This window comes from Craterilacuibacter sp. RT1T, assembly GCF_023502145.1.
Taxonomy (GTDB): domain Bacteria; phylum Pseudomonadota; class Gammaproteobacteria; order Burkholderiales; family Chromobacteriaceae; genus Craterilacuibacter.
Map to the genome: position 1 here is coordinate 30425 of NZ_JAMFLI010000014.1, position 19475 is coordinate 49899.

The window sequence follows — 19475 nt, forward strand, 5'->3', positions numbered from 1 at the left end:
CAACACGCATCCTATGACTAATGCGTGAATTTGGCAGGAAAAACTGCAGCGCAGGCCAAGAGTGTGGCATCTGTGCCATCATTGACAACACGACACGATAACGAATCCAAGAACTTCATGAATCAAGCTGCTCCCGAACAGATAGCCAAGCCGGCCAGACGCTGGCGTGGTCTGCGATTACTGGCCATTACCTTGCTGGCGTTGATGGCGCTGCTGTGGGGGGGCTTGTACGCGCTGGCGCCACGCCTGTTGCAAAAAGGCGCGGCCGATTGGGCGCAGGGGATAGGTTACAAGCTGCAGCTGGGTCAGGTGGATATTGCCCCGTGGGCCATGCGGGCCGAACTGGGGGACATCGCGCTAAGCGACAGTCAGGGCGCACCGCTGTTTGCGGCCAAGCGCCTGCTGATTAATGCCGAACTCTGGGCACTTTTGGCCGGACGCTGGCAAGTGTCCGAGCTGAGCCTGGAGGCGCCCAAGTTGACCTTGGCGCGCGATGCAGCCGGGGTGTGGAACTGGGCGCGTCTGGTCGATGCGGCGGCTAGCCAGGATGCGCAGGCCAAGCGTAGCGACGACAGTCTGCCTGCTGTTCTGATCGAGGCGCTGCGCATCAAGCAAGGGGTGGTTGTGCTGAACGATGCGGGCACGCCGGGCGGCAGGGCGGCGCTGACTCCGTTTGATCTGGCGCTGCATGATTTATCCACCCTGAGCGGGCGCGATGGGCAATTGCAGCTGAATGCCCGCCTGAACGACGGGGCGCGCCTTAGCTGGCAAGGCCGGGTGGGGCTGTCTCCTCTGGCGTCACAGGGCGAGCTTGCGCTGCACGGCTTGCAACTGGCCAGCGTTTGGCCGTGGCTTGCGCCGCATCTGCATTTGGCCGCTGCGCAAGGCAGCCTCTCGCTGAATACGCGCTACCGTTTTGCCATGCCGGGCAGTCAGCCTGAGCTGGTGTTGCCGCATCTTGCGCTGCAAGGCCGCGATCTGGCTTTTAAGGCACCGGGCAGCGGCAACCCGCTTTTGCTCAAGACGCTGGACGTGGCGGGTGCCAGCTTTGTGCTGGAGGGCATGCGCGCCCGTGTGCAGGGCGTGACACTGGATGGCCTGAACTTTCATGGCCTGCGCAATGCGCAAGGCGTGCTTGACTGGCAGGCGGCCTTGCCGGCGCCGGATTCGGGCGGGGTCAAGCCCGCCGCAGCGGCTCCCGGTTTAAGCCTGTCACTGGATAAATTACGGCTTAAAAATGCACAGTTCCAGCTGGATGACGCAGGCTTTACCCAGCCTTTGCGGGTATCGGGGCAGTTGCCCGAGGCGTCGGCACGGATGCGGCTGGATAGCGCCGGTGCGCTGCGCGTCGATCAGGTGCAGGGGCAGTTGGCGGCTTTGGCACTGCAAAGCGGGGAAGCACGCTGGTTGCAGCTCTCTGCGCTTGCCCTGCAGGGGCTGAATGTGGACACCGCGGCGCGCAAGCTGGACGCCGGCACGCTAAGTTTGGCCGGCTTGCAGCTGGACGTCGTACAGCGGCGCGACGGGCAGATCAATATTGCGCATTATTTGCAGCAGCGTCCGGGTTTGCCCAAACCCAAGGCGGCGCCTGCCAGCGGCCATGCCTGGCAGACGCATTTGCCGCAGCTGACGCTGGCCGACAGCAGTGTGCGCTGGCGCGACGAGGCCATGGCGACGCCGCTGACACTGGCGCTCACCGGTCTTGCCGGCACGGTTACGCCGGAAGAGGAGGCGCTGGCCGTCGCGCTGAATGGCCGCGTGCAAGGCGGGCAGCTTGATTTGAATGGACGCGCCAGCTTAGAGAATGACAGCGGTCAGGCCAGACTGGCGCTTAAGGGGCTGCCGTTACAAGCGCTTGCGCCTTATGCCTTGGCCGGCACGCCGCTACGCCTGCGCTCGGGCACGCTGTCGGCGGCGCTGGATGCACGCTGGCAAGGGGCAAACTGGTCGGTGCGCGGCCAGGGCGATATTGCACGGCTAGCGGTCATGGAGCCGGGCCAGACCCGGCCTTTACTCGCCTGGCAGCGTCTGCAAATACAGGGCTTGCAGGCGGATGCCAAGCGTGTGCGCATTGCCGAAATCCGCCTGAACAAGCCGGTGGCACGCTTCTTACTGGATGAAAAGCGCAGCAGCAATATAGAAAAACTGTTTGCCGGCAAGACGGCGACGGCCAAGCCTGCCGCCGCCAAACAAGGTCCGGGCTATGCCGTGGATATCGCCAGCGTGCGCGTGATTCAGGGGGAGCTTGATTTTGCCGATCAGGGCATGCAGCCTGCTTTTGCCACGCGCATGCATGACTTGAACGGTTCGGTACTGGGGCTCTCCAGTCGCGCCGGCCGCCGTGCCGCACTGTCTTTTAATGGCGAAGTCGACCGCTACGGCGATGTGCGCATCAAGGGCTCGTTGGCGCCGCAGGCGGTGACCGATGACCTCGATATTGCGCTGGCGTTTCGCAATATTCCGATACACAGCCTGAACCCGTACTCGATGAGTTTTGCCGGCTGGCAGGTAGACGATGGCCGCTTGAGTCTGGATGTGAATTACCGCCTCGATCAGCGCGCACTGAAAGCCGACAACCGCGTGGTCATAGACAGCCTCAAGCTGGGGCAGGAGTTGCCCGGCTATAAAGGCACGCGTTTGCCGCTGCGTTTGGCGGTCGCGTTGCTGGAGGATGGCGATGGGCGTATCGATCTGAATCTGCCTATCAGTGGCAGTCTGGATGACCCCGAGTTCAGTGTCGGCCATTTGGTTTGGCAGGCCGTGAAAAATGTGATTACCAAGGTTGCCACCGCGCCGTTTCGCGCGTTGGGTGCCTTGCTGGGCGGCGAGGGCTTTGACGCGGTGTATGCCGTGCCGGGCGAAGCGGCGGTGTCTCCCCCCGAGCGTGAAAAGCTGGATCAGCTGGCGGTGCTGCTGCAAAAGCGTCCGCAGCTGAAGCTGGAAATCGCCGGGCGCTATGCCGAGGCTGACCGCCAGGCGCTGGCGCGCTCCAAGATAGACCGCGCCATTTTGGCCGCGGCCCGCTTCCAGCTCTTGCCGGGCGAGCCCTTGCCGTTGCCGGACATGGGTGACCCTGCGATGCAGGATGCGGTGAAGTCGGTGTACGTCGACAAGATAGGGCGCATCAAGCTGATACAGCGCCTGTTGGCACTGCCGGACAATGATGCGCGCTACCGTGCTTTGCGCGAAGAAATGATTGCGGCAACGCCGGTAAGCGATGCCGAACTGATTGCGCTGGCGCAGGCGCGCGCGGCAGCGGCGCGCGCCATTATGCTGGACGTGGATGCCGCACTTGCCGGGCGTATGACTTTGGGTGCACCGGACAAGGCCGGTTCAGACGCCAATGGTGTCGAGCTGGGTATCAAGCTGGATACGGCGGGGGCGTAAAGCCTGGGCAGCCATCAATTGGGGCATCGCCCAAATAACACGATTTCCGGTGCATGCCGGGCAAGGAGGCCGTATGGCTGTCGAGATAGAACGCAAATTTCTGGTAACGGGCGATTTTCGCACTGCAGCCCATGCGCAGCAGCGCATTACCCAAGGCTATTTGTCATCGGTGCCCGAGCGCACCGTACGCGTACGCATAAAGGGCGAGCAGGGTTTTATTACCGTCAAAGGCATAGGCAATGCCTCCGGTGCCAGCCGTTACGAATGGGAGCGGGAAATTCCGCGTGCCGAAGCCGAGGCTTTGCTGGCCTTGTGCGAGCCGGGCGTGATCGACAAAACGCGCCATCTGGTCACGGCTGGCGTCCATACTTTTGAAGTTGACGAATTCTTCGGCGACAACCAGGGGCTGATTGTCGCCGAGATCGAACTGGATCATGAAGACGAAGCCTTCCTGCGTCCTGCATGGCTGGGCGCGGAAGTCACGGGCGAGGCGCGCTATTACAATTCGGCGCTGATGCAGCACCCGTTCAAAAGCTGGTAAGACCTCAGATCGTGAACCGGTTCTCAGGCTTTCAAGCCTTGCGCCCATACGCGGTAAGCGTGTTCGGCCAGACGGTTGGAGGCCAGCACCCTTTGTGTGGCATTGCCCTTGAGTTCGAGTGCTTCTTGCACCCCGGGCTTGCCCAAGTGCGGTGTCAGCTCATCCTCGCATTCACTCCAGTGTTCCAGCATATGGCTGGTCATCTCGATATGGAACTGCATGCCCAGATGGATGCCGTGGCTGAAAGCCTGGTGCGGGCAGTGGGCGCTGGACATCAATAGCTGTGCACCGCTAGGCAGGGTGAAGTTTTCGCTATGCCAGTGGAACACTTCGACGCCGTCGGCTGCGCCAAACCAATGTGCGCCGGCGGGTTCATGGCTGGACAGCGGATGCCAGCCGATTTCGCTGCCGCCGGGGTTGTCGGTGATTTCACCGCCCAGCACTTCAGCCAGCAGTTGTCCGCCCAGACAGTGGCCGATCACCGGTATCTCCAGTTTGACCGCCTCGGCAATCAGCCTTTTTTCCGCCTCGACAAAGGGCAGGCGGTCACGCACGCTCATCGGCCCGCCCATGACCACCAAGCCTGCATAGTCGCGGCAGCTTTCCGGCAGCGCCTGACCTTCATAACCCTGGAACAGGCGGGTTTTCAGGTGGACGCGTTCGGCGAATTCGGCAAAATAACCGGGACCTTCACCCGGGTAGTGCTGGAAAATGGCGACCGGTTTCATGTTTTCCCCTTGGTGAAACAAGCAAAAAATAGGCGATGCCCAGCTAGGCGCGGGTGTTTATCGCATGCGATGGCACGCTATTCATGCATCAGCACCCATCCTGGCCAGGCTCGCCGGCCCTTGCGGCAAGTGGCAAGTGGCAAGTGGCAAGTGGCAAGTCAGAAGCGTCGGCACAGCGGACTTAGCACCCTGCGCTCATTTGCAACCACTCGCCACCGAAGATGCGCCAAAAAAATGCCGCCCCGAAGGGCGGCAATGGTGTTATTCGATTTTCAGCGGAATGAACAGCGTGTTGTCCATGCGCCGTACCAGTAGCGCAATATTGCCGCGCGCGGCATTCAGTTCGCGCTCGAAGCCTTTGACCGTGCCGACCTCGTTCTGGTTGATGCCGATGATCACATCACCCGACATCAGGCCGGAGCGCGCCGCGATGCCTTTTACTTTTTGCACCAGCAAGCCGCCTTTGACGCCCAGCTCTTTTTTCTGCTCGGGCGTAAGCTCGGTCACGATCAGCCCTATCTTGTCGAAGTTGAACGGCTGAACTTCGCCTGACGGAGCCGAGGCCGCCTCATTCGGCTCGGGGCTGAGCTCGGCCAGTTTAGCGGTGACGACCTGCTCCTTGCCCTTGCGCCATAGCGTGAGTTTCACCTCGGTGCCCGGCTGCATGGCGCCAACCAGAATAGGCAGGTCGCGCGAGCTGTCCACCACCTTGTCGTTGAGCTTGATAATGATGTCGCCCAGCTGCACACCAGCTTTGGCTGCGGCACCATCGGGTTCGACCCGCACCACCAGCGCGCCATGCGGCCGATCCAGGCCGAAGGATTGCGCCAACTCCTGCGTCAACTCCTGGATATGGATGCCCAGCTGACCGCGGCTGACCTTGCCCTTGGTCTTGAGCTGCTCGACCACATCCATCGCGATATCGATCGGAATGGCGAAGGAGATGCCCATAAAGCCGCCGGAACGGCTATAGATCTGCGAGTTGATGCCGACCACTTCGCCCTTCAGGTTGAACAGCGGGCCGCCGGAGTTGCCCGGGTTGATGGCGACATCAGTCTGGATAAACGGCACATAGCTCTCATCCGGCAGGCTGCGGCCCTTGGCCGAGACGATGCCGGCGGTCACGGTGTTTTCAAAACCGAATGGTGCGCCGATGGCGGCCACCCATTCGCCGACCTTGAGCTCGGCCGGGTTGCCTATCTTGACCGCCGACAGACCCGTTACGTCTATCTTGAGTACGGCCACGTCGGTGCGCTTGTCCAGACCCACCAGCTTGGCCTTGACCTCGCGCCGGTCGGTCAGCATGACCTTGATCTGGCTGCCGCCGGACACCACATGGGCATTGGTCAGGATGTAGCCATCGTCGCTGATGATAAAGCCGGAGCCAAAGGACACGCCTTCATCTGGCGGATTGTCCTGCTGGTCGGGCGGCACAAAGCGTTTGAAGAATTCGTAGAACGGATCGTCTTCCGGAATGCCGCCGGGCAACTGGCTCTGGCGCGGGCTGGCCAGATTGTCGCTGCCACGGGTGGCCTGAATATTGACTACCGACGGGCCATCGCGCTCGACCAGCAAGGTGAAGTCGGGCAGCAGCATCTGCACACGGCCGTCTTGTGCCGGCACCGCGACTTTGGAAATAGGCTGCTCGCCCTTGATCAGCTGGCTGATCTTGTCGCAGCCGGTGAGGGTGGACAGTGCAAACAGGGTGATGGCGAAGGCGCGTAGGCTGATATTCACAACAAATCCTTTACAGTGGCAGCGGTAGATGCCGCCAGCCCCATTTACATGCAGCGCGGGGCCATGATTTCAAGTGCTGCATTGCTTAATCATAACGGTTTTGCCCGGTATTCGCAGAGCTCGCGAATAATGCAGCGTCCACATTCGGGTTTTCTCGCCTTGCAGGTGTAGCGTCCGAGCAGGATTAGCCAGTGATGGGCATCCTGACGGAACTCGGGTGGCGTGAAGCGCAAGAGCTTGTCTTCCACCTCGCGTACATCCTTGCCCGGCGCGAGGCCGGTGCGGTTGGCGACGCGAAAAATATGGGTGTCGACGGCAATGGTCGGCACGCCAAAGGCGGTGTTGAGCACCACATTGGCCGTTTTGCGTCCGACACCGGGCAGGCTTTCCAGTGCTTCGCGCGTCGTTGGCACTTCGCCACCGTATTTTTCCAGCAGCAAGCGGCAGGTGGCGATGGTATTGCGCGCCTTGGTGCGGTACAGCCCTATGGTCTGGATCGCCTCGGCCAGACGCGCTTCGCCCAACGTGAGCATGGCTTGCGGTGTCGGTGCGATCGGGAACAGGCGTCGTGTCGCCTTGTTGACGCCCACATCGGTCGCCTGTGCCGACAGCAGCACGGCGATCAAGAGCTGGAACGGGCTGCCGTACTCAAGCTCGGTGGTCGGGTGCGGGTTATCGTGCTGCAGGGTCTGGTAAATGGCGCGGCGTTTGGCAGGATTCATCAGGCATTGACCGTTTCATTGTCTGTCGCCGCCGGGCGGCTGCTGCGTTGGCGCGCACGGGCGTCCAGATAGTTTTTACCGGCAATCAGCAAGGCCAGGCCGAAAAAAGCGCCCGGTGGCAGCAGCGCCAGTAAAAACTGGTAATTGAAAGTCGGCGGCACCACATGCAGCACCAGCGCGTGGCCGATATCGCCCAGCACCAGTTCGGCACCAGAAAACAGGGTGCCGCGTCCGATCAGCTCGCGCATGCCGCCCAGAATGCCCAGTACGCCAGTCAGCCCCAGCCCCATCATCAGCCCGTCCAGTGCGGCCTCGGGCACCGTATTGCGCGAGGCATAGGCCTCGGCGCGCGCCATCACAATGCAGTTGGTGGTAATGAGCGGAATGAAAATCCCCAGCACCAGGTACAGGCTGTGCATCCAGGCATTCATCGCCAGATCGACGCAGGTGACCAGCGCCGCGATCAGCATGATGAATACCGGATTGCGGATTTCATTGGGTATGGTATGGCGAAAGGTGGCCACTGCCGCGCCGGACACCGTGGTGACCAGGGTCGTGGCCAGCCCCAGCGAAACACCATTGACCACGCTGGTGCTGACCGCCAGCACCGGGCATAGGCCCAATAGCTGCACGACACCGGCGTTCTGTTTCCACAGTCCGTTATGGATAATGTCACGCCAAGGCCTGGCATCCGTGTTTGCTTGCATTGCGCTTTCCTTTACGGTTGGGCCAGAAATTGGCGGCGGTTGGCGTCAAACAGTGTGACCACACGCCCGACGGCGGCGCTGACGGCGCGTGCCGAGATGGTGGCACCACTCATATAGTCGAAGTCGCCACCGTCCTTGCTGACTTTCCAGCGCGCTTCTATGCCCTTGCCGCTGAACTGTTCGCTCCAGCGGCTTTTGGCGTGGTCGATATAGTCGCCCAGCCCCGGGGTTTCCTTGTGCGCGATCACGCGCACGCCGCTGACTTGACCGTTCGCCAGAATGCCGACCAAAAGGCGGATCTTGCCGCCATAACCATTGGGCGCCACGCTTTCAAATACCAGACCCACCGGCTTGCCATCCTGGCGTGCGATAAAGGCCGTGGCGTTGTCAGGCAGGCCCAGCGTCTGGCGCTGGGCCGGATTCAGCGCCACCGGGTCGGCAATCAGGTCGTTGTTAAAACTGCCCTCGGGCAGGGTTTGTGCCATCAGGCGGGTGCGCGCCGCATCTTCATTGGCACGCACCGTGTCATGGGTGAGCGCATAGGTCAGTGCCAGTATGGCGGTGGTGACCAAGGCAAAGACCAGCAGGGTCAGGGCGCTGCGTCTGGCTTGGCGGGCGGCGTTAAGCATGCTGGTCTGCCTTTTTTGCGCGCTTGCGTTTGCCAAAGGCCGGCGGGCGGGTGAGCTGGTCGATCAGGGGGACGGCGATATTCATTAGCAGCACGGCAAAGGCCGCCGCATCAGGGTAGCCGCCGAACACGCGGATCACATAGATCAGCAGGCCGACACCAAAGCCGAAGATCAGCTGGCCACGGGCGCTGGTCGGGCCGGAGACCGGATCGGTCACGATGAAAAAGGCGGCCAGCAAGGTCGCGCCGGCCACCAGATGGAACAGCGGGTCGACATAATGCGCCGGCTGCCATAGCCACAAGGGCACGGCCAGTGTGGTGAGACCCGCGAGCATCGCCAGCGGCGCCTGATAACGGATGACGCGCTGCTGCAGCAAAAACAGGCCGCCAGCCAGATAGGCCAGCGCCACCCATTCACTGCCGACGCCGGCAATATGGCCGAACATGGGCGCCTCTTTCAGGCTGGCGATATCGCTGCCACCCAGCAATAGCTGGGTTTTTAAATAGTCCAGCGGGGTGGCCATGGAAATGGCGTCCAGACTCAGCCCGGCAGGCAGCTCGCGGCTGAAAATCCACGCCAGTTGTGCGCTGCTGTCCAGCGGGCCATGCGGCATGCCCCAGTGCGCCATCTGCGCCGGAAACGACACCATGGCCACGGCAAAGCCGACCATGGCCGGGTTGAACGGGTTATTGCCCAGCCCGCCATAGAGTTGCTTGCCCACCACGATGGCAAACAGCGTGGCCACCACGATCAGCCACCATGCGCCCAGCGCCGGCATGGACAGCGCCAATAGCCAGGCCGTGAGCAGGGCGCTGCCATCCTTGAGAAAGGGGGCAATGGCTAGGCCGCGCAGACGCAGCATGGCCGCTTCGGCCAGCAAGGCGGTGGCGCTGGCCAAGGTCAGCTGCACCAGCAGCGCGATGCCGTAAAACCAGACGCTGACGGCAATGGCCGGCAGCAAGGCCAGTAGCACCTTGAGCATGATGACGGACACGGTGGTCGGCCGTGCGATATAGGGAGCGTGCATCTTAGTGGTCGCCTTTCTGTGCCGCATCGCGCTCGGCTTTTTTAGCCGCTGCGCGCGCCATGGCCGCTTCAATCGCAGCGCGTTTTTCTGCATCCATGACGGGTTTGGGCGCGGGAGCGGAGCTTGCGCCTGCGGCGCTATCGCTGCTGCCTTTCGCATCCGCTGCTGCGCTTTGGGCGGCTTTTTTAGCCGCTGCGCGCGCCATGGCCGCTTCAATTGCGGCGCGTTTGTCCGCATCCATGACGGGTTTGGGCGCAGGTGCCGGGCTCACGCCTGCGGCGCTATCGCTGCTGCCTTTCGCATCCGCTTCTGCGCTTTGGGCCGCTTTGCGCGCGGCGGCGCGTGCCATCGCCGCTTCAATGGCCGCGCGTTTGGCTTCATCGCCCGGCGCCGCTGCATGACTGACGGCAGACTCGCGTGCCGCCTTGTTGGCGGCGGCGCGTGCCATGGCCGCTTCAATGGCTGCGCGTTTGGCGTCGTCGCTTAATGGCGTTTTGGCCGGTGTGCTCCCCCCTTCGGCTTTTTTCTCGGCGGCGCGCGCCATGGCCGCGCGGATGGCGGCCGCCTTGTCCGGGTCGGGTGCGGCGCTGCGCTCGGGAGCGGGCGTGGCGCGTGCGGCCAGACGCTGTGCTTTTTCCGCCTTGTCGCGTTCCAGACGCAACTGGCGGAAGTCGTGGCGCATGCGGGCGCGGTCGGCTGCCTTCTTTTCGCGTTCGGCCGCCCAGATCTCATCCTTGGCGAATTTGTAAAAATCCACCAGCGGCAACTGACTGGGGCAGACATAGCTGCAGGCACCGCATTCTATGCAGTCGAACAGGTCGGCTTCCTGAGCGCGGCCCATATCCTTGGCCTTGGCGAACCAGTAAAGATCCATAGGCTGCAACTCGGCCGGGCAGACCTTGGCGCATTCGCCGCAGCGTATGCAGGGCATCGCCTGCGGGCGCGGCGGAAACAGCGCGCGGCTCTTGGCAATCAGGCAATTGCTGGCCTTGCTGACACCGGCGTTTAGGCCGGGCAGATCAAAGCCCATCATCGGCCCGCCCATGATCACGCCTTCATTGTCTGCTTGCATGCCGGCCCAGTTAAGCAGATGGGCAAACGGCGTGCCGATGCGTGCCTCGATATTGCCGGGGCGTGCCAGATTGCCGGTCAGGGTGAGGATGCGGCTGACGACCGGTTCGCCATCCACGATGGCGCGTTTGAGCGAATACAAGGTGCCGACGTTGAAACACTGCACGCCCATATCGGTCGCGCGCACGCCATGCGGTACTTTCTTGCCGGTTAGCAGACGTATCAGTTGCTTGGCGCCGCCGGACGGGTACAGGGTGGGAATGGCGAGCACTTCAAAACCGCTGCCGGCGCAGGCTGCGCGCATGGCGGCGATGGCTTCGGGCTTGTTGTCCTCGATGCCGATCAGCACCGCGCGCGGGCGCATCAAGTGTGCGGCGATGCGGATGCCGTCGACGATCTCGGCGGCGCGTTCGCGCATCAGCCTGTCGTCACAACTGATAAACGGCTCGCACTCGGCACCGTTGACGATGAGTTGCTCCAGCGTCGTCACGCCCAGCTTGAGGCTGGTGGGGAACACGGCACCGCCCTGGCCGACCACGCCCATATCGCGCAAAAAGGTGCGGATTTCGTCGTTGCCGGCTTCTTGCCAGTTTGGCAGCGGGCTAGGCGCGCTCCAATGATCCAGCCCGTCGCTGTCGATGACGATGCAGTCCTGCAACAGGCCGGAGGGGTGGGCCACGGCGTGCGGGCCGATGGCGCGGATCAGGCCGGAAGTGGGCGCATGTACCGCAGCCGAGATGCGTCCGTCGGCTTCGCCTATGCGCTGACCGGCCAGTACCCGCTCGCCGATGCTGACGCAGGCCTTGGCCGGGTTGCCCAAGTGCTGGGACAGCGGCACGACCAGCTGCGCCGGCAAAGGCGGGGTCGCGATCGGCGTGCCATTGGACAGCGTCTTGAATTCGGGCGGATGGATGCCGCCGTGAAAGCGGGAGAGCGTGCTCATGCCTTTACCACCTTGATCGGAATCACTGGATACGACCATTTCCAGTTGGCCACCGTGGTGCCAACCGGCACCATCTGTATGCAGTCGACCGGGCAGGGCGGCAGGCACAGCTCGCAGCCGGTGCATTCGCTGGCAATAATGGTGTGCATCTGCTTGGCCGCGCCGACGATGGCGTCGACCGGGCAGGCCTGTATGCACAAGGTGCAGCCTATGCAGGTGGTTTCGTCTATCAGTGCCACCGATTTGGGTTTGACTTCAATCGCGCCCTCGTCAAACGGTTTGAAGTCCACGCCCAGTAGCTCGGCCAGCTTGCGGATGCCGTCTTCGCCGCCGGGCGGGCACTGGTTGATATCGGCTTCGCCGCCGGCAATGGCTTCGGCGTAGGGGCGGCAGCCGGGGAAGCTGCACTGGCCGCATTGTGTCTGCGGCAGGATGGCGTCGATCTTGTCGACCAGCGGGTCGGCCTCGACGCGAAAACGCACCGAGGCAAAACCGAGAATCGCGCCAAGCAAGATGGCGAGGGCCGCCATGATTGCCAGCGCAGTCAGAAAACCGCTCATGCTTTACTTTCTTATTTGACCAGGCCGGAAAAGCCCATAAAAGCCAGGCTCATCAGCCCCGCCGAGATAAAGGCAATGGCCGAACCCTTGAAGGGCGCCGGCACATCCGCGCCTTCCAGCCGCTCGCGCATGGCGCCGAACAGAATCAGGATCAGGGAAAAACCGACCGCGCTGCCAAAGCCGAAAACCAGCGACTCGGCAAAGTTGTGGTGTTCTTGCGCATTCAAGAGCGGCACACCCAGCACCGCGCAGTTGGTGGTAATCAGCGGCAGATAGATGCCCAGCACCTGATACAGCATGGGGCTGGTCTTGTGGATCACCATCTCGGTGAACTGCACGATGGCGGCGATGACCACGATAAAGGACAGGGTGCGCAGATATTCTAGCCCCAGAGCGATGAGCAATTCGTTGATCAGATGGCTGGTGCCGGAGGCTAGCGTCAGCACAAAAGCCGTGGCTGCGCCCATGCCGATGGCGGCATCCAGCTTTTTGGAGACGCCCATAAACGGGCACAGGCCCAGTACGCGCACCAACACCACATTGTTCACCAGTACGGTGGCGACGAGGATGAGCAGATAGTGTCCGAAGTCCATGGCAAGGTTCGCGCTCGGGCAAAGGACGAAATTATCCGGTTTTCGCGCGTGAGTCACAAGTTTCATGGACTGATCGCATACGAGCACGGGAGTGGAAGTGGAAGTGGAAGTGGAAGTGGAAGTGGAAGTGGAAGGATGGTCCGGTTCTATGTCTTATTCATTATTAATGATAAAATATTATGAAATTAATAAATTTGATTTGATTGTGTTTTTAAATTGGAGTCATTTTTTTCAAAGATGAGTAAGCGTAAGGTTTGGCCGCAGTTGGGTCTGCTCGGCATGCTGGCGTGTACGCCCCTGACGGCAAGCTACGCGGCAGATAGTCATGATCAGGGCAATTTGCTGGCCGGTTCACTTGAAGACCTGCTCGCCACCGAGGTGGTCGGCGCGAGCAAGAGCCGGCAGCTGATCGCCGAGGCGCCGGCCAATGTCACCATTATTACGGCCGAGGACATCCGCCGTTACGGCTACCGCACGCTGGCGCAGGCCTTGTCGCGCGTGGCCGGGCTGCAGGTTTCGGTCGGCTATCAGACGGCGAGCGTCGCCTCGCGCGGCAGCAGCGCCAACCAATTCTACGACTGGAACAGTCGGCTGTTGCTGATGATTGATGGCCACCGCATGAATGACGGGCTGTTTGATCAGGCGCTACTCTCCTACGACAGCATCGTCGACCTGCAGACGGTCGAACGCATCGAATTCATCAAGGGGCCAGGGGCGGCTATGTACGGCGGTAACGCCTTGTTCGGCGTGGTCAACGTGATCACCAAGCGCGGCAAGGCGGTCGACGGGGCCGAGCTGTGGGCGCGCGGCTCTCGCGGCGAAGGTTCGGCCGGCGGGCTTGCCGGCGGGGTGCTGCCCGGCGGCCAACAGTGGCTGTTTTCGGCTTCGCGCGAACAGCAGCCTCGGCTATCCACCCAGGTACTAGGTAATGTGCAGCCTGGTCTCGGCCTGTTTGACAACCATTATTCGGCTGGGCAAAGCAAGGACAGTTTGTTTGCCAAGCTCGACGGCGCCAACTACTCGCTGGTCGCGGCGGCGTCGCGATGGCAGCTGGACGTGGCTCGCTTGCAGAGGCCGCACTTTGCCATGCCTGAACATGCCCTTAATGCCACCCAAGAGGGCGAGCAGTACCTGCTCGGCGGGCAGGGCAGGTGGGCGCTGGGCGAGCAGACCGAGCTGACCGCGCTGTTCAACGTGGCCCGCCACCGCATCCGCATGGATCAGAGGGGTGGTTTTCTACATCCCGCCGCCCCGCAGATGCGTGCATCCATGCGTGACGGCAACACCTGGAACGGTGCCGAGCTGAGGCTGACAAGTGAGGCCTTCGCCGGCCAGCGCTGGGTGGGCGGGCTCGAGTGGCGCAAGGATCATCCACGCGCGCGGCACGAACAATGGGTGGTTTCCGACGGCTTTCAGCTTGAAACCTCAGGGCAGGGCGGGCGCAGCAGTATCGGCGTATACGTGCAGGACGAGCTCACCTTGGCCGACAACTGGTTGCTGACGCTCGGCGGCCGCGTCGACAAGGTCAGCCACTACGGCGCGCAAGCGTCACCACGGGCAGCGCTGATCTACACCCCGTCCGCGTCGACCACCGTCAAGCTGATGCATGGCGAGGCATTTCGCTCGCCTAACCAGTACGAGTATGACGACACCTTCCTGGTCAACGGGAACCCGGGGCCTTACGCCGGCCAGCGCCCCGGATTGGAGAAAGCGAGCAACGACGAACTGCTGATCGAATACCGCAGCGGTTTTTTCAGCGGCACGGCATCGGTTTACCACAGCCGCATCCGCGACATGATCACCTTCTTGCCCCTATGGGAAGACCCTAGCCAGTGGCACACCGAGAACCTGGGCCCAGTAACCACCCGCGGCGTGGAGCTGTCTGCCACCTGGCGCGATCCGCAAGGCGCGGGCGCTTACGCCAGCGTCAGTCAGCAACGCAGCCGCGACCAAGCGGGCCGGTGGCCGGGCAACACGGCCGAGTGGACTGCGAGTGCCGGCGTCGACGCGCGCTGGTTCGGCAAGCGGCTGGAGGCAGCGCTGGAGTGGCAGGCGATGTCGGCGCGCCGCACGATGGACCAGACAGCACCGCGCCTGCCCGGTTACTGCGTAGCTAACCTGAATGTGCTGGCTCGACCGTGGAGCAAGCAGATCGAGTTGAACTTGCAGGTGCTCAACCTGTTCGACCGCGACTTCCTTTTGCCAGCCATGGGCAGCGCGCTGGGTGCGCGCGGGCGTGAAGCCTGGCTGGGGCTGCGCTACACGCTGTGAGAAGGATCCGATCCAACCGTCTGCCCATCGGAAGGGCTGCAAGTATTGAGGTTTTGCCGTGTACCTGAAACCCCACCTGAGTGCAATGTTGTCCATGTTGCTGGTGCCTGTGGCTGGCGCTACCGACCTGGCCGGACAGTCGCTCGAAGACCTGCTCGCGACCGAGGTGGTCGGCGCAAGCAAGAGCCGGCAGCTGATCGCCGAGGCGCCGGCCAACGTTACCGTGATTACCGCCGAGGAGATCCGCCGCTATGGTTACCGGACGATTGCGGACGCGCTGGTGCGGGTGCCGGGCGTGTTCGTCGGGCATGTGTCGAGCGGTTCGACGTTGGCCCTGCGTGGCAGCAGCGCCAACCAGCGGCTCGACTGGGGCGCTCGCATCCTGCTGATGGTTGATGGACACCGCGTCAATGACGGCATGTACGACCAGGCCCTGCTGGGTTACGACAGCTTGGTCGATATCGAGGCGGTCGAGCGCATCGAATTCATCAAGGGGCCGGGCTCGACGCTGTACGGCGGCAATGCTTTGTACGGCGTGGTCAACGTGATCACCCGCCGCGGGCGGGCGACCGAAGGCGGGACGGTATGGTCGCAGGCGACGCCGGGCGCAGTTTCCTTGGGTGCTACGCTGGGTTGGAGCTCGCCGGGAGGTGCCGAATGGCGATTGTCGGGCGCTCGTCGGGGTAACCCAGCGCGGGACAGCCGGATCGACGGTCAATGGTGGGACGGGGTTGGGCGCGCCAGCAACCTCGAGGACTTTTCCGAATATAACGAGCAAGTGTCGTTGACGATGGATGCCGGTCAATACCGGCTGGTGGCGCTGGCGTCGCGCAGGCACCGGGATTCGCATGGCACCTTGCTGGCCGAGTCGGATGGCGATAGTTATCCCTATTCAACCACCGGCTCCAGCCGGCAATACTTGCTGGGTGGCTCGGGGCGCTGGGCGCTGGGTGAGCAGAGTGAGTTGGCCGCGCTGTTTAGTGTCGGCGAGGGATCCCGTGCGTATGTAGAAAAAAGTGAAACGTTGCCATGGCAACCGGATGAAGGTGAACTCCTGCCGGGCCACCAGCCTATTTTGATGCCATGGCGGGTATCGTCACGCTGGAGCGGCGGTGAGCTCCGCTTGACCAGCGAAGCATTCGATCGGCAGCGCCTAAGTGTAGGAGTAGAGTGGCGGCGCGATTTCTGGCGCGATTACAGTGACCGCTACTGGGAAAACGGGGTGGAGTTTTATCCCAGGGCATCTAGTTCGGCGCGCGACAGCGTCGGGGTATATCTGCAGGATGAGGTCGCACTGGCCGAAAGCTGGGCGCTGACGGTAGGGGGGCGTCTGGACAAGGTGACAGGCTATGCACGCGAATTATCGCCCAGGCTTGCGCTGGTCTGGGCGCCAAGTGCTTCTAGCACGGTCAAGCTGATCCACGCCGAGGCTTTCCGTCCGCCGAACGCCTATGAATACGACTCGACCCTGAGCGAGGGCGGCCAAGCGTTGCCTATGCCGAAGCCTGGGCTGGAGCGGGTCAAGAGCAATGAGTTGTTGTTCGAGTACCGGCAAGGCATGTTTTCCGGCAGTGCTGCACTGTTTGCAAACCGCAACGAAGGCATGATCACCGCGTTAGATGGCTTGTCTTCGTTCAACCAGGCGCCGGTGAAAACGCGCGGTATCGAACTTGCCGCCAGCTGGCGGTCCGCGTCGGGGGTGGGCGGCTACGCCAACCTTGCTAGGCAGAAGAGCCGGGACGCGGCGGGTAGCCAGCCCTCCACCACGCCCGAGTGGGTGGCCAGCGCAGGGCTTGACGCGCAGACGGAGGATGGGCGCTATCAGGGCGCGATCGAGTGGCAGGCGGTTTCGGCCAGGCACTCCGTTGTCACGGTCGAACGCGCGGGGGGCTTTGGCGTCGCCAATATGTATTTGACTGCCCGGCCATGGCTCAAGGGCCCTGAATTTAGCCTGCAAGTATTGAACCTGACCGGACGGGATTACCAGCGCTTGTCGCAAGATACGCTGGAGGATGCATCTGGCCGTACCGTTTGGTTGGGGGTCCGCTATACGCCATGACAAGGATAGGTTTAGCGCTGGTCACGTGCTGTGTACTGGCGGGTCCGGCTTGGGCCGGGGATGCCGGGCACAAGGCCGTGTTCGTGCAGAAACTGCTCGACTTCGTGCAGTGGCCTGAGGATGCCGGCACGTCCCGGCGGCTGTGCGCGGCAGTGCCTGACGAGGACTGGCCGGCATTTCGCGCGCTGGACGGGCAGGGTGGGCTCAAGGTGGTGCGTCTTGCGCGCGACGGTGCACTCGGCGGCTGCCAGGTGGTGTACCTGGGTCAGATGCCGGTAGCCGAGTTTACCCAGTGGGTGCGGCGCATCGAGCGCGAGCCGGTATTGAGCGTGTGCGAGAACTGGCGCTGCGCGCGTGACGGAGCCATGGTCGGGTTGGGAATGGAAAACAGCCGGCTATATTTCGAAGCCAACAGCGGGGCGATCAGTCGCGCCGGTCTGCGTGTCGGTGCCCGCCTGCTCAGGCTGGCGCGCACCGTGTATTGAGGAGGGCTTGTGCGTCAGCTCCGTGTTTACCGGCATCTGAGCGTCAGTGGCAAGCTGCAGCTGATTGGCCTGGTGTCGCTGGTGTTTAGTATTGTCTTGTCGACGGCGTGGTTGCTAGTCAATGACTACCGGATGTCGAACGCGCTGGTGCGCCAAGCGATCGAGACCGAGGCGCGCATTGTCGCCGACAACGTTGCCGTGCCCTTGCACTTTGACGACCAAGAGGCTGCGGCAGAAACGCTCGCGGCGCTGCGTGCATCGCCAGCCGTAACTCGGGCGCAACTGCTGTTGCCTGGGGGGCGCTTGTTTGCCGAGTATCACTCGGAGACTCATGCTGCCACCTCCGATAGTCATTCGCGGATCGATGCCCCCGTTCGACTGAAGGCGCGCGCGCTGGGTGTACTTCGCATCGACTACGACGTTTCCAGCTTTGCGGCGCAATGGCTGCAGAAAGCGGCGGTCGCCGTCGCGGTCGCGCTGCTGGCCATACTGGGTGCATTTTTCATGATGCGCCGTCTGCTATGCGACATCGTCGCGCCGATTTCCCAACTCAGCTCGCTGATGGAAAAGGTGGCGCTCAGCCAGGACTATTCGCTACGCGCTCAGGTGCTGTGCGACGATGAACTCGGGCAATTGGCCCGCCGTCTCGACGAAATGCTAACGACCATCGGTGCCTACCGCGAAGCGGAGTTGCGCCGCGCCGAACAACAGCTCAGTCAGAGCGAGGAGCGCTACAACAAGTTGGTCGAGAGCGTGCCGGTGGGGGTCGTGCAATTCGATGAGACCGGCCGACTGGTGTTTGCCAACCGCATGTTCAGGCAGATGGTGGGCGAGGCCGAACACGGAACGCTCGATTTCGTTCATCCGCATAGCCGGCGCGAAGCCGGACGCATGCTTGAGGCCGTGCTGGACGGCTGCCACGAGCACGCGCTCGAGGTTCGCCTTAATGACCGGGACGATGCCGAGGTGTGGGTGTCGGTCGAGGCGAGCCCCCTGTATGTGTCCGATGGCCGGGCCGGTGGTGCCGTGGCGACCCTGCTCGACGTGACCGAGCGCCGACAAAGGGACGCCGATTTGAGGTTGGCGGCCAGCGTGTTCGAGGCCTCGCACGAGGCGATTGTGATTACCGATGCGCAAGGGCTGATTATTTCGACCAACCGCGCCTTTAGCCGGATCACCGAGTACAGCGCTAACGAGGTGCTGGGACGTAAACCATCGCTGTTGAGCGCCGGTTCTACCCCGCCCGAGGTTTATATCGAGATGTGGCAACAGTTGTGTCAGGCCGGCGTCTGGAATGGCGAGTTGCTTAACCGGCGAAAGAGCGGGGCGACTTACCCGTCCTGGGTGTCTATTGCGACCGTTAGTGATACGGCTGGTCAAACCTGTAACTACATCAGCTTGTCGCGCGATATCACCGGCATCAAAGAAGAAAACCAGCGCATTCAGCATCTGGCGCATTACGATGGCCTGACCGGTCTGCCCAATCGCACCTTGTTCTATGACCGTGCGCGGGTTGCGCTTGCGCGTGCCCAGCGCGACGGCTTGGGTTTTGCCGTGCTGTTTGTCGATCTGGATCGCTTTAAGTGGGTGAATGATACCTTGGGGCACGCCGTTGGTGATGCCTTGCTGCGGGAAGTGGCCCGCAGGCTGGAGGCCGGAGTGCGCGCCAGTGATACGGTATCGCGTTTTGGTGGCGACGAGTTTGTGTTGCTGCTCTCTGCCGTGCAGGCCGAAGAAGCTGCCGCAATAGCCAACAAACTCTTGACCGAAGTGGGCGGGGAAGCCCTATGCGGCGGGCACGTTTTGCATATTACGCCGAGTATCGGCCTGTCTTTGTGGTCGTTGCAGACGCAGGACCTGGATAGCCTGATCCGCGAGGCGGATGAGGCGATGTATCTGGCCAAACGCGGTGGCCGCAATCAGGTTTGCATCTACAGGGATGGTGTGCAGGCTTAGGCTCGCCGCCAGCCTCTCCAGCCAGGATAGCGGCGGCAACGGGGTATGCCCGCCTGCGC

At 62.4% G+C, this 19475-nt stretch carries 16 protein-coding genes; 7 read left to right on the forward strand and 9 right to left on the reverse strand.

Annotated elements, in window-relative coordinates; genetic code table 11:
* The first annotated feature begins 117 nt into the window (after positions 1–117).
* Both M3P88_RS14830 and M3P88_RS14835 read left to right on the forward strand, forming a co-directional pair.
* Positions 118–3387, forward strand: a complete 3270-nt coding sequence (locus M3P88_RS14830; protein ID WP_249616767.1) for a DUF748 domain-containing protein — start codon at positions 118–120, stop codon at positions 3385–3387.
* Positions 3388–3460: 73 nt separating this feature from the next.
* Complete coding sequence (locus tag M3P88_RS14835) at positions 3461–3928, forward strand: CYTH domain-containing protein (protein ID WP_249616768.1); 468 nt, start codon at positions 3461–3463, stop codon at positions 3926–3928.
* Between the two features lie 23 nt (positions 3929–3951).
* On the opposite strand, the gene M3P88_RS14840 is transcribed toward M3P88_RS14835, so the two are convergent.
* From M3P88_RS14840 to rsxA, 9 genes are all read right to left on the reverse strand, one after another.
* Positions 3952–4656, reverse strand: coding sequence for a type 1 glutamine amidotransferase (locus M3P88_RS14840; RefSeq protein ID WP_249616769.1), 705 nt, complete (start codon positions 4654–4656; stop codon positions 3952–3954).
* 261 nt (positions 4657–4917) lie between these two features.
* Complete coding sequence (locus M3P88_RS14845; RefSeq protein ID WP_249616770.1) at positions 4918–6393, reverse strand: DegQ family serine endoprotease; 1476 nt, start codon at positions 6391–6393, stop codon at positions 4918–4920.
* 89 nt (positions 6394–6482) lie between these two features.
* Positions 6483–7115 (reverse strand): endonuclease III, encoded by a 633-nt coding sequence (nth, locus tag M3P88_RS14850; RefSeq protein WP_249616771.1) that lies wholly within the window; start codon positions 7113–7115, stop codon positions 6483–6485.
* Positions 7115–7822: an electron transport complex subunit E gene (locus M3P88_RS14855; protein ID WP_249616772.1), complete on the reverse strand. Its 708-nt coding sequence runs from the start codon at positions 7820–7822 to the stop codon at positions 7115–7117. The genes nth and M3P88_RS14855 overlap by 1 nt, the downstream gene beginning before the upstream one ends.
* Positions 7823–7833: 11 nt before the next feature.
* Positions 7834–8451, reverse strand: a complete 618-nt coding sequence (gene rsxG / locus M3P88_RS14860; protein WP_249616773.1) for an electron transport complex subunit RsxG — start codon at positions 8449–8451, stop codon at positions 7834–7836.
* Positions 8444–9478 carry an RnfABCDGE type electron transport complex subunit D gene (locus M3P88_RS14865; protein WP_249616774.1) on the reverse strand — a complete coding sequence of 345 codons (1035 nt, stop codon included), beginning with the start codon at positions 9476–9478 and terminating at the stop codon, positions 8444–8446. Before M3P88_RS14865 ends, rsxG begins: the two co-directional genes overlap by 8 nt.
* Position 9479: 1 nt before the next feature.
* Complete coding sequence (gene rsxC / locus M3P88_RS14870; RefSeq protein ID WP_249616775.1) at positions 9480–11492, reverse strand: electron transport complex subunit RsxC; 2013 nt, start codon at positions 11490–11492, stop codon at positions 9480–9482.
* A complete protein-coding gene (gene rsxB / locus M3P88_RS14875; RefSeq protein WP_249616776.1) occupies positions 11489–12052 on the reverse strand; it encodes an electron transport complex subunit RsxB in 564 nt (187 codons plus the stop codon). The genes rsxC and rsxB overlap by 4 nt, the downstream gene beginning before the upstream one ends.
* A gap of 11 nt (positions 12053–12063) precedes the next feature.
* Entirely contained in the window at positions 12064–12645 is a 582-nt protein-coding gene (gene rsxA, locus M3P88_RS14880) for an electron transport complex subunit RsxA (RefSeq protein ID WP_249616777.1), read from the reverse strand.
* Positions 12646–12742: 97 nt separating this feature from the next.
* Here rsxA and M3P88_RS14885 point away from each other — a divergent pair, with 97 nt between their 5' ends.
* The 5 genes from M3P88_RS14885 to M3P88_RS14905 all read left to right on the forward strand — a co-directional run bounded on the left by M3P88_RS14885 (position 12743) and on the right by M3P88_RS14905 (position 19416).
* Positions 12743–12886 carry a hypothetical protein gene (locus tag M3P88_RS14885; protein WP_249616778.1) on the forward strand — a complete coding sequence of 48 codons (144 nt, stop codon included), beginning with the start codon at positions 12743–12745 and terminating at the stop codon, positions 12884–12886.
* Positions 12883–14916 carry a TonB-dependent receptor plug domain-containing protein gene (locus M3P88_RS14890; RefSeq protein WP_249616779.1) on the forward strand — a complete coding sequence of 678 codons (2034 nt, stop codon included), beginning with the start codon at positions 12883–12885 and terminating at the stop codon, positions 14914–14916. Before M3P88_RS14885 ends, M3P88_RS14890 begins: the two co-directional genes overlap by 4 nt.
* A gap of 58 nt (positions 14917–14974) precedes the next feature.
* Complete coding sequence (locus M3P88_RS14895) at positions 14975–16975, forward strand: TonB-dependent receptor plug domain-containing protein (RefSeq protein WP_249616780.1); 2001 nt, start codon at positions 14975–14977, stop codon at positions 16973–16975.
* An 83-nt stretch (positions 16976–17058) separates the two neighbouring features.
* On the forward strand, positions 17059–17460 hold the full coding sequence (locus M3P88_RS14900; RefSeq protein WP_249616781.1) for a YfiR family protein: 402 nt from the start codon (positions 17059–17061) through the stop codon (positions 17458–17460).
* Between the two features lie 9 nt (positions 17461–17469).
* Positions 17470–19416 carry a diguanylate cyclase domain-containing protein gene (locus tag M3P88_RS14905; RefSeq protein ID WP_249616782.1) on the forward strand — a complete coding sequence of 649 codons (1947 nt, stop codon included), beginning with the start codon at positions 17470–17472 and terminating at the stop codon, positions 19414–19416.
* The last annotated feature ends 59 nt before the right edge of the window (positions 19417–19475 follow it).

What these genes read in the sequence shown, in the direction of transcription:
- rsxA (WP_249616777.1), bottom strand. Translation starts at nt 12,645, where the DNA reads ATGGACTTCGGACACTATCTGCTCATCCTCGTCGCCACCGTACTGGTG.
- M3P88_RS14840 (WP_249616769.1), bottom strand. Translation starts at nt 4,656, where the DNA reads ATGAAACCGGTCGCCATTTTCCAGCACTACCCGGGTGAAGGTCCCGGT.
- M3P88_RS14865 (WP_249616774.1), bottom strand. Translation starts at nt 9,478, where the DNA reads ATGCACGCTCCCTATATCGCACGGCCGACCACCGTGTCCGTCATCATG.
- M3P88_RS14855 (WP_249616772.1), bottom strand. Translation starts at nt 7,822, where the DNA reads ATGCAAGCAAACACGGATGCCAGGCCTTGGCGTGACATTATCCATAAC.
- rsxC (WP_249616775.1), bottom strand. Translation starts at nt 11,492, where the DNA reads ATGAGCACGCTCTCCCGCTTTCACGGCGGCATCCATCCGCCCGAATTC.
- M3P88_RS14830 (WP_249616767.1), top strand. Translation starts at nt 118, where the DNA reads ATGAATCAAGCTGCTCCCGAACAGATAGCCAAGCCGGCCAGACGCTGG.
- M3P88_RS14835 (WP_249616768.1), top strand. Translation starts at nt 3,461, where the DNA reads ATGGCTGTCGAGATAGAACGCAAATTTCTGGTAACGGGCGATTTTCGC.
- nth (WP_249616771.1), bottom strand. Translation starts at nt 7,115, where the DNA reads ATGAATCCTGCCAAACGCCGCGCCATTTACCAGACCCTGCAGCACGAT.
- rsxB (WP_249616776.1), bottom strand. Translation starts at nt 12,052, where the DNA reads ATGAGCGGTTTTCTGACTGCGCTGGCAATCATGGCGGCCCTCGCCATC.
- rsxG (WP_249616773.1), bottom strand. Translation starts at nt 8,451, where the DNA reads ATGCTTAACGCCGCCCGCCAAGCCAGACGCAGCGCCCTGACCCTGCTG.
- M3P88_RS14890 (WP_249616779.1), top strand. Translation starts at nt 12,883, where the DNA reads ATGAGTAAGCGTAAGGTTTGGCCGCAGTTGGGTCTGCTCGGCATGCTG.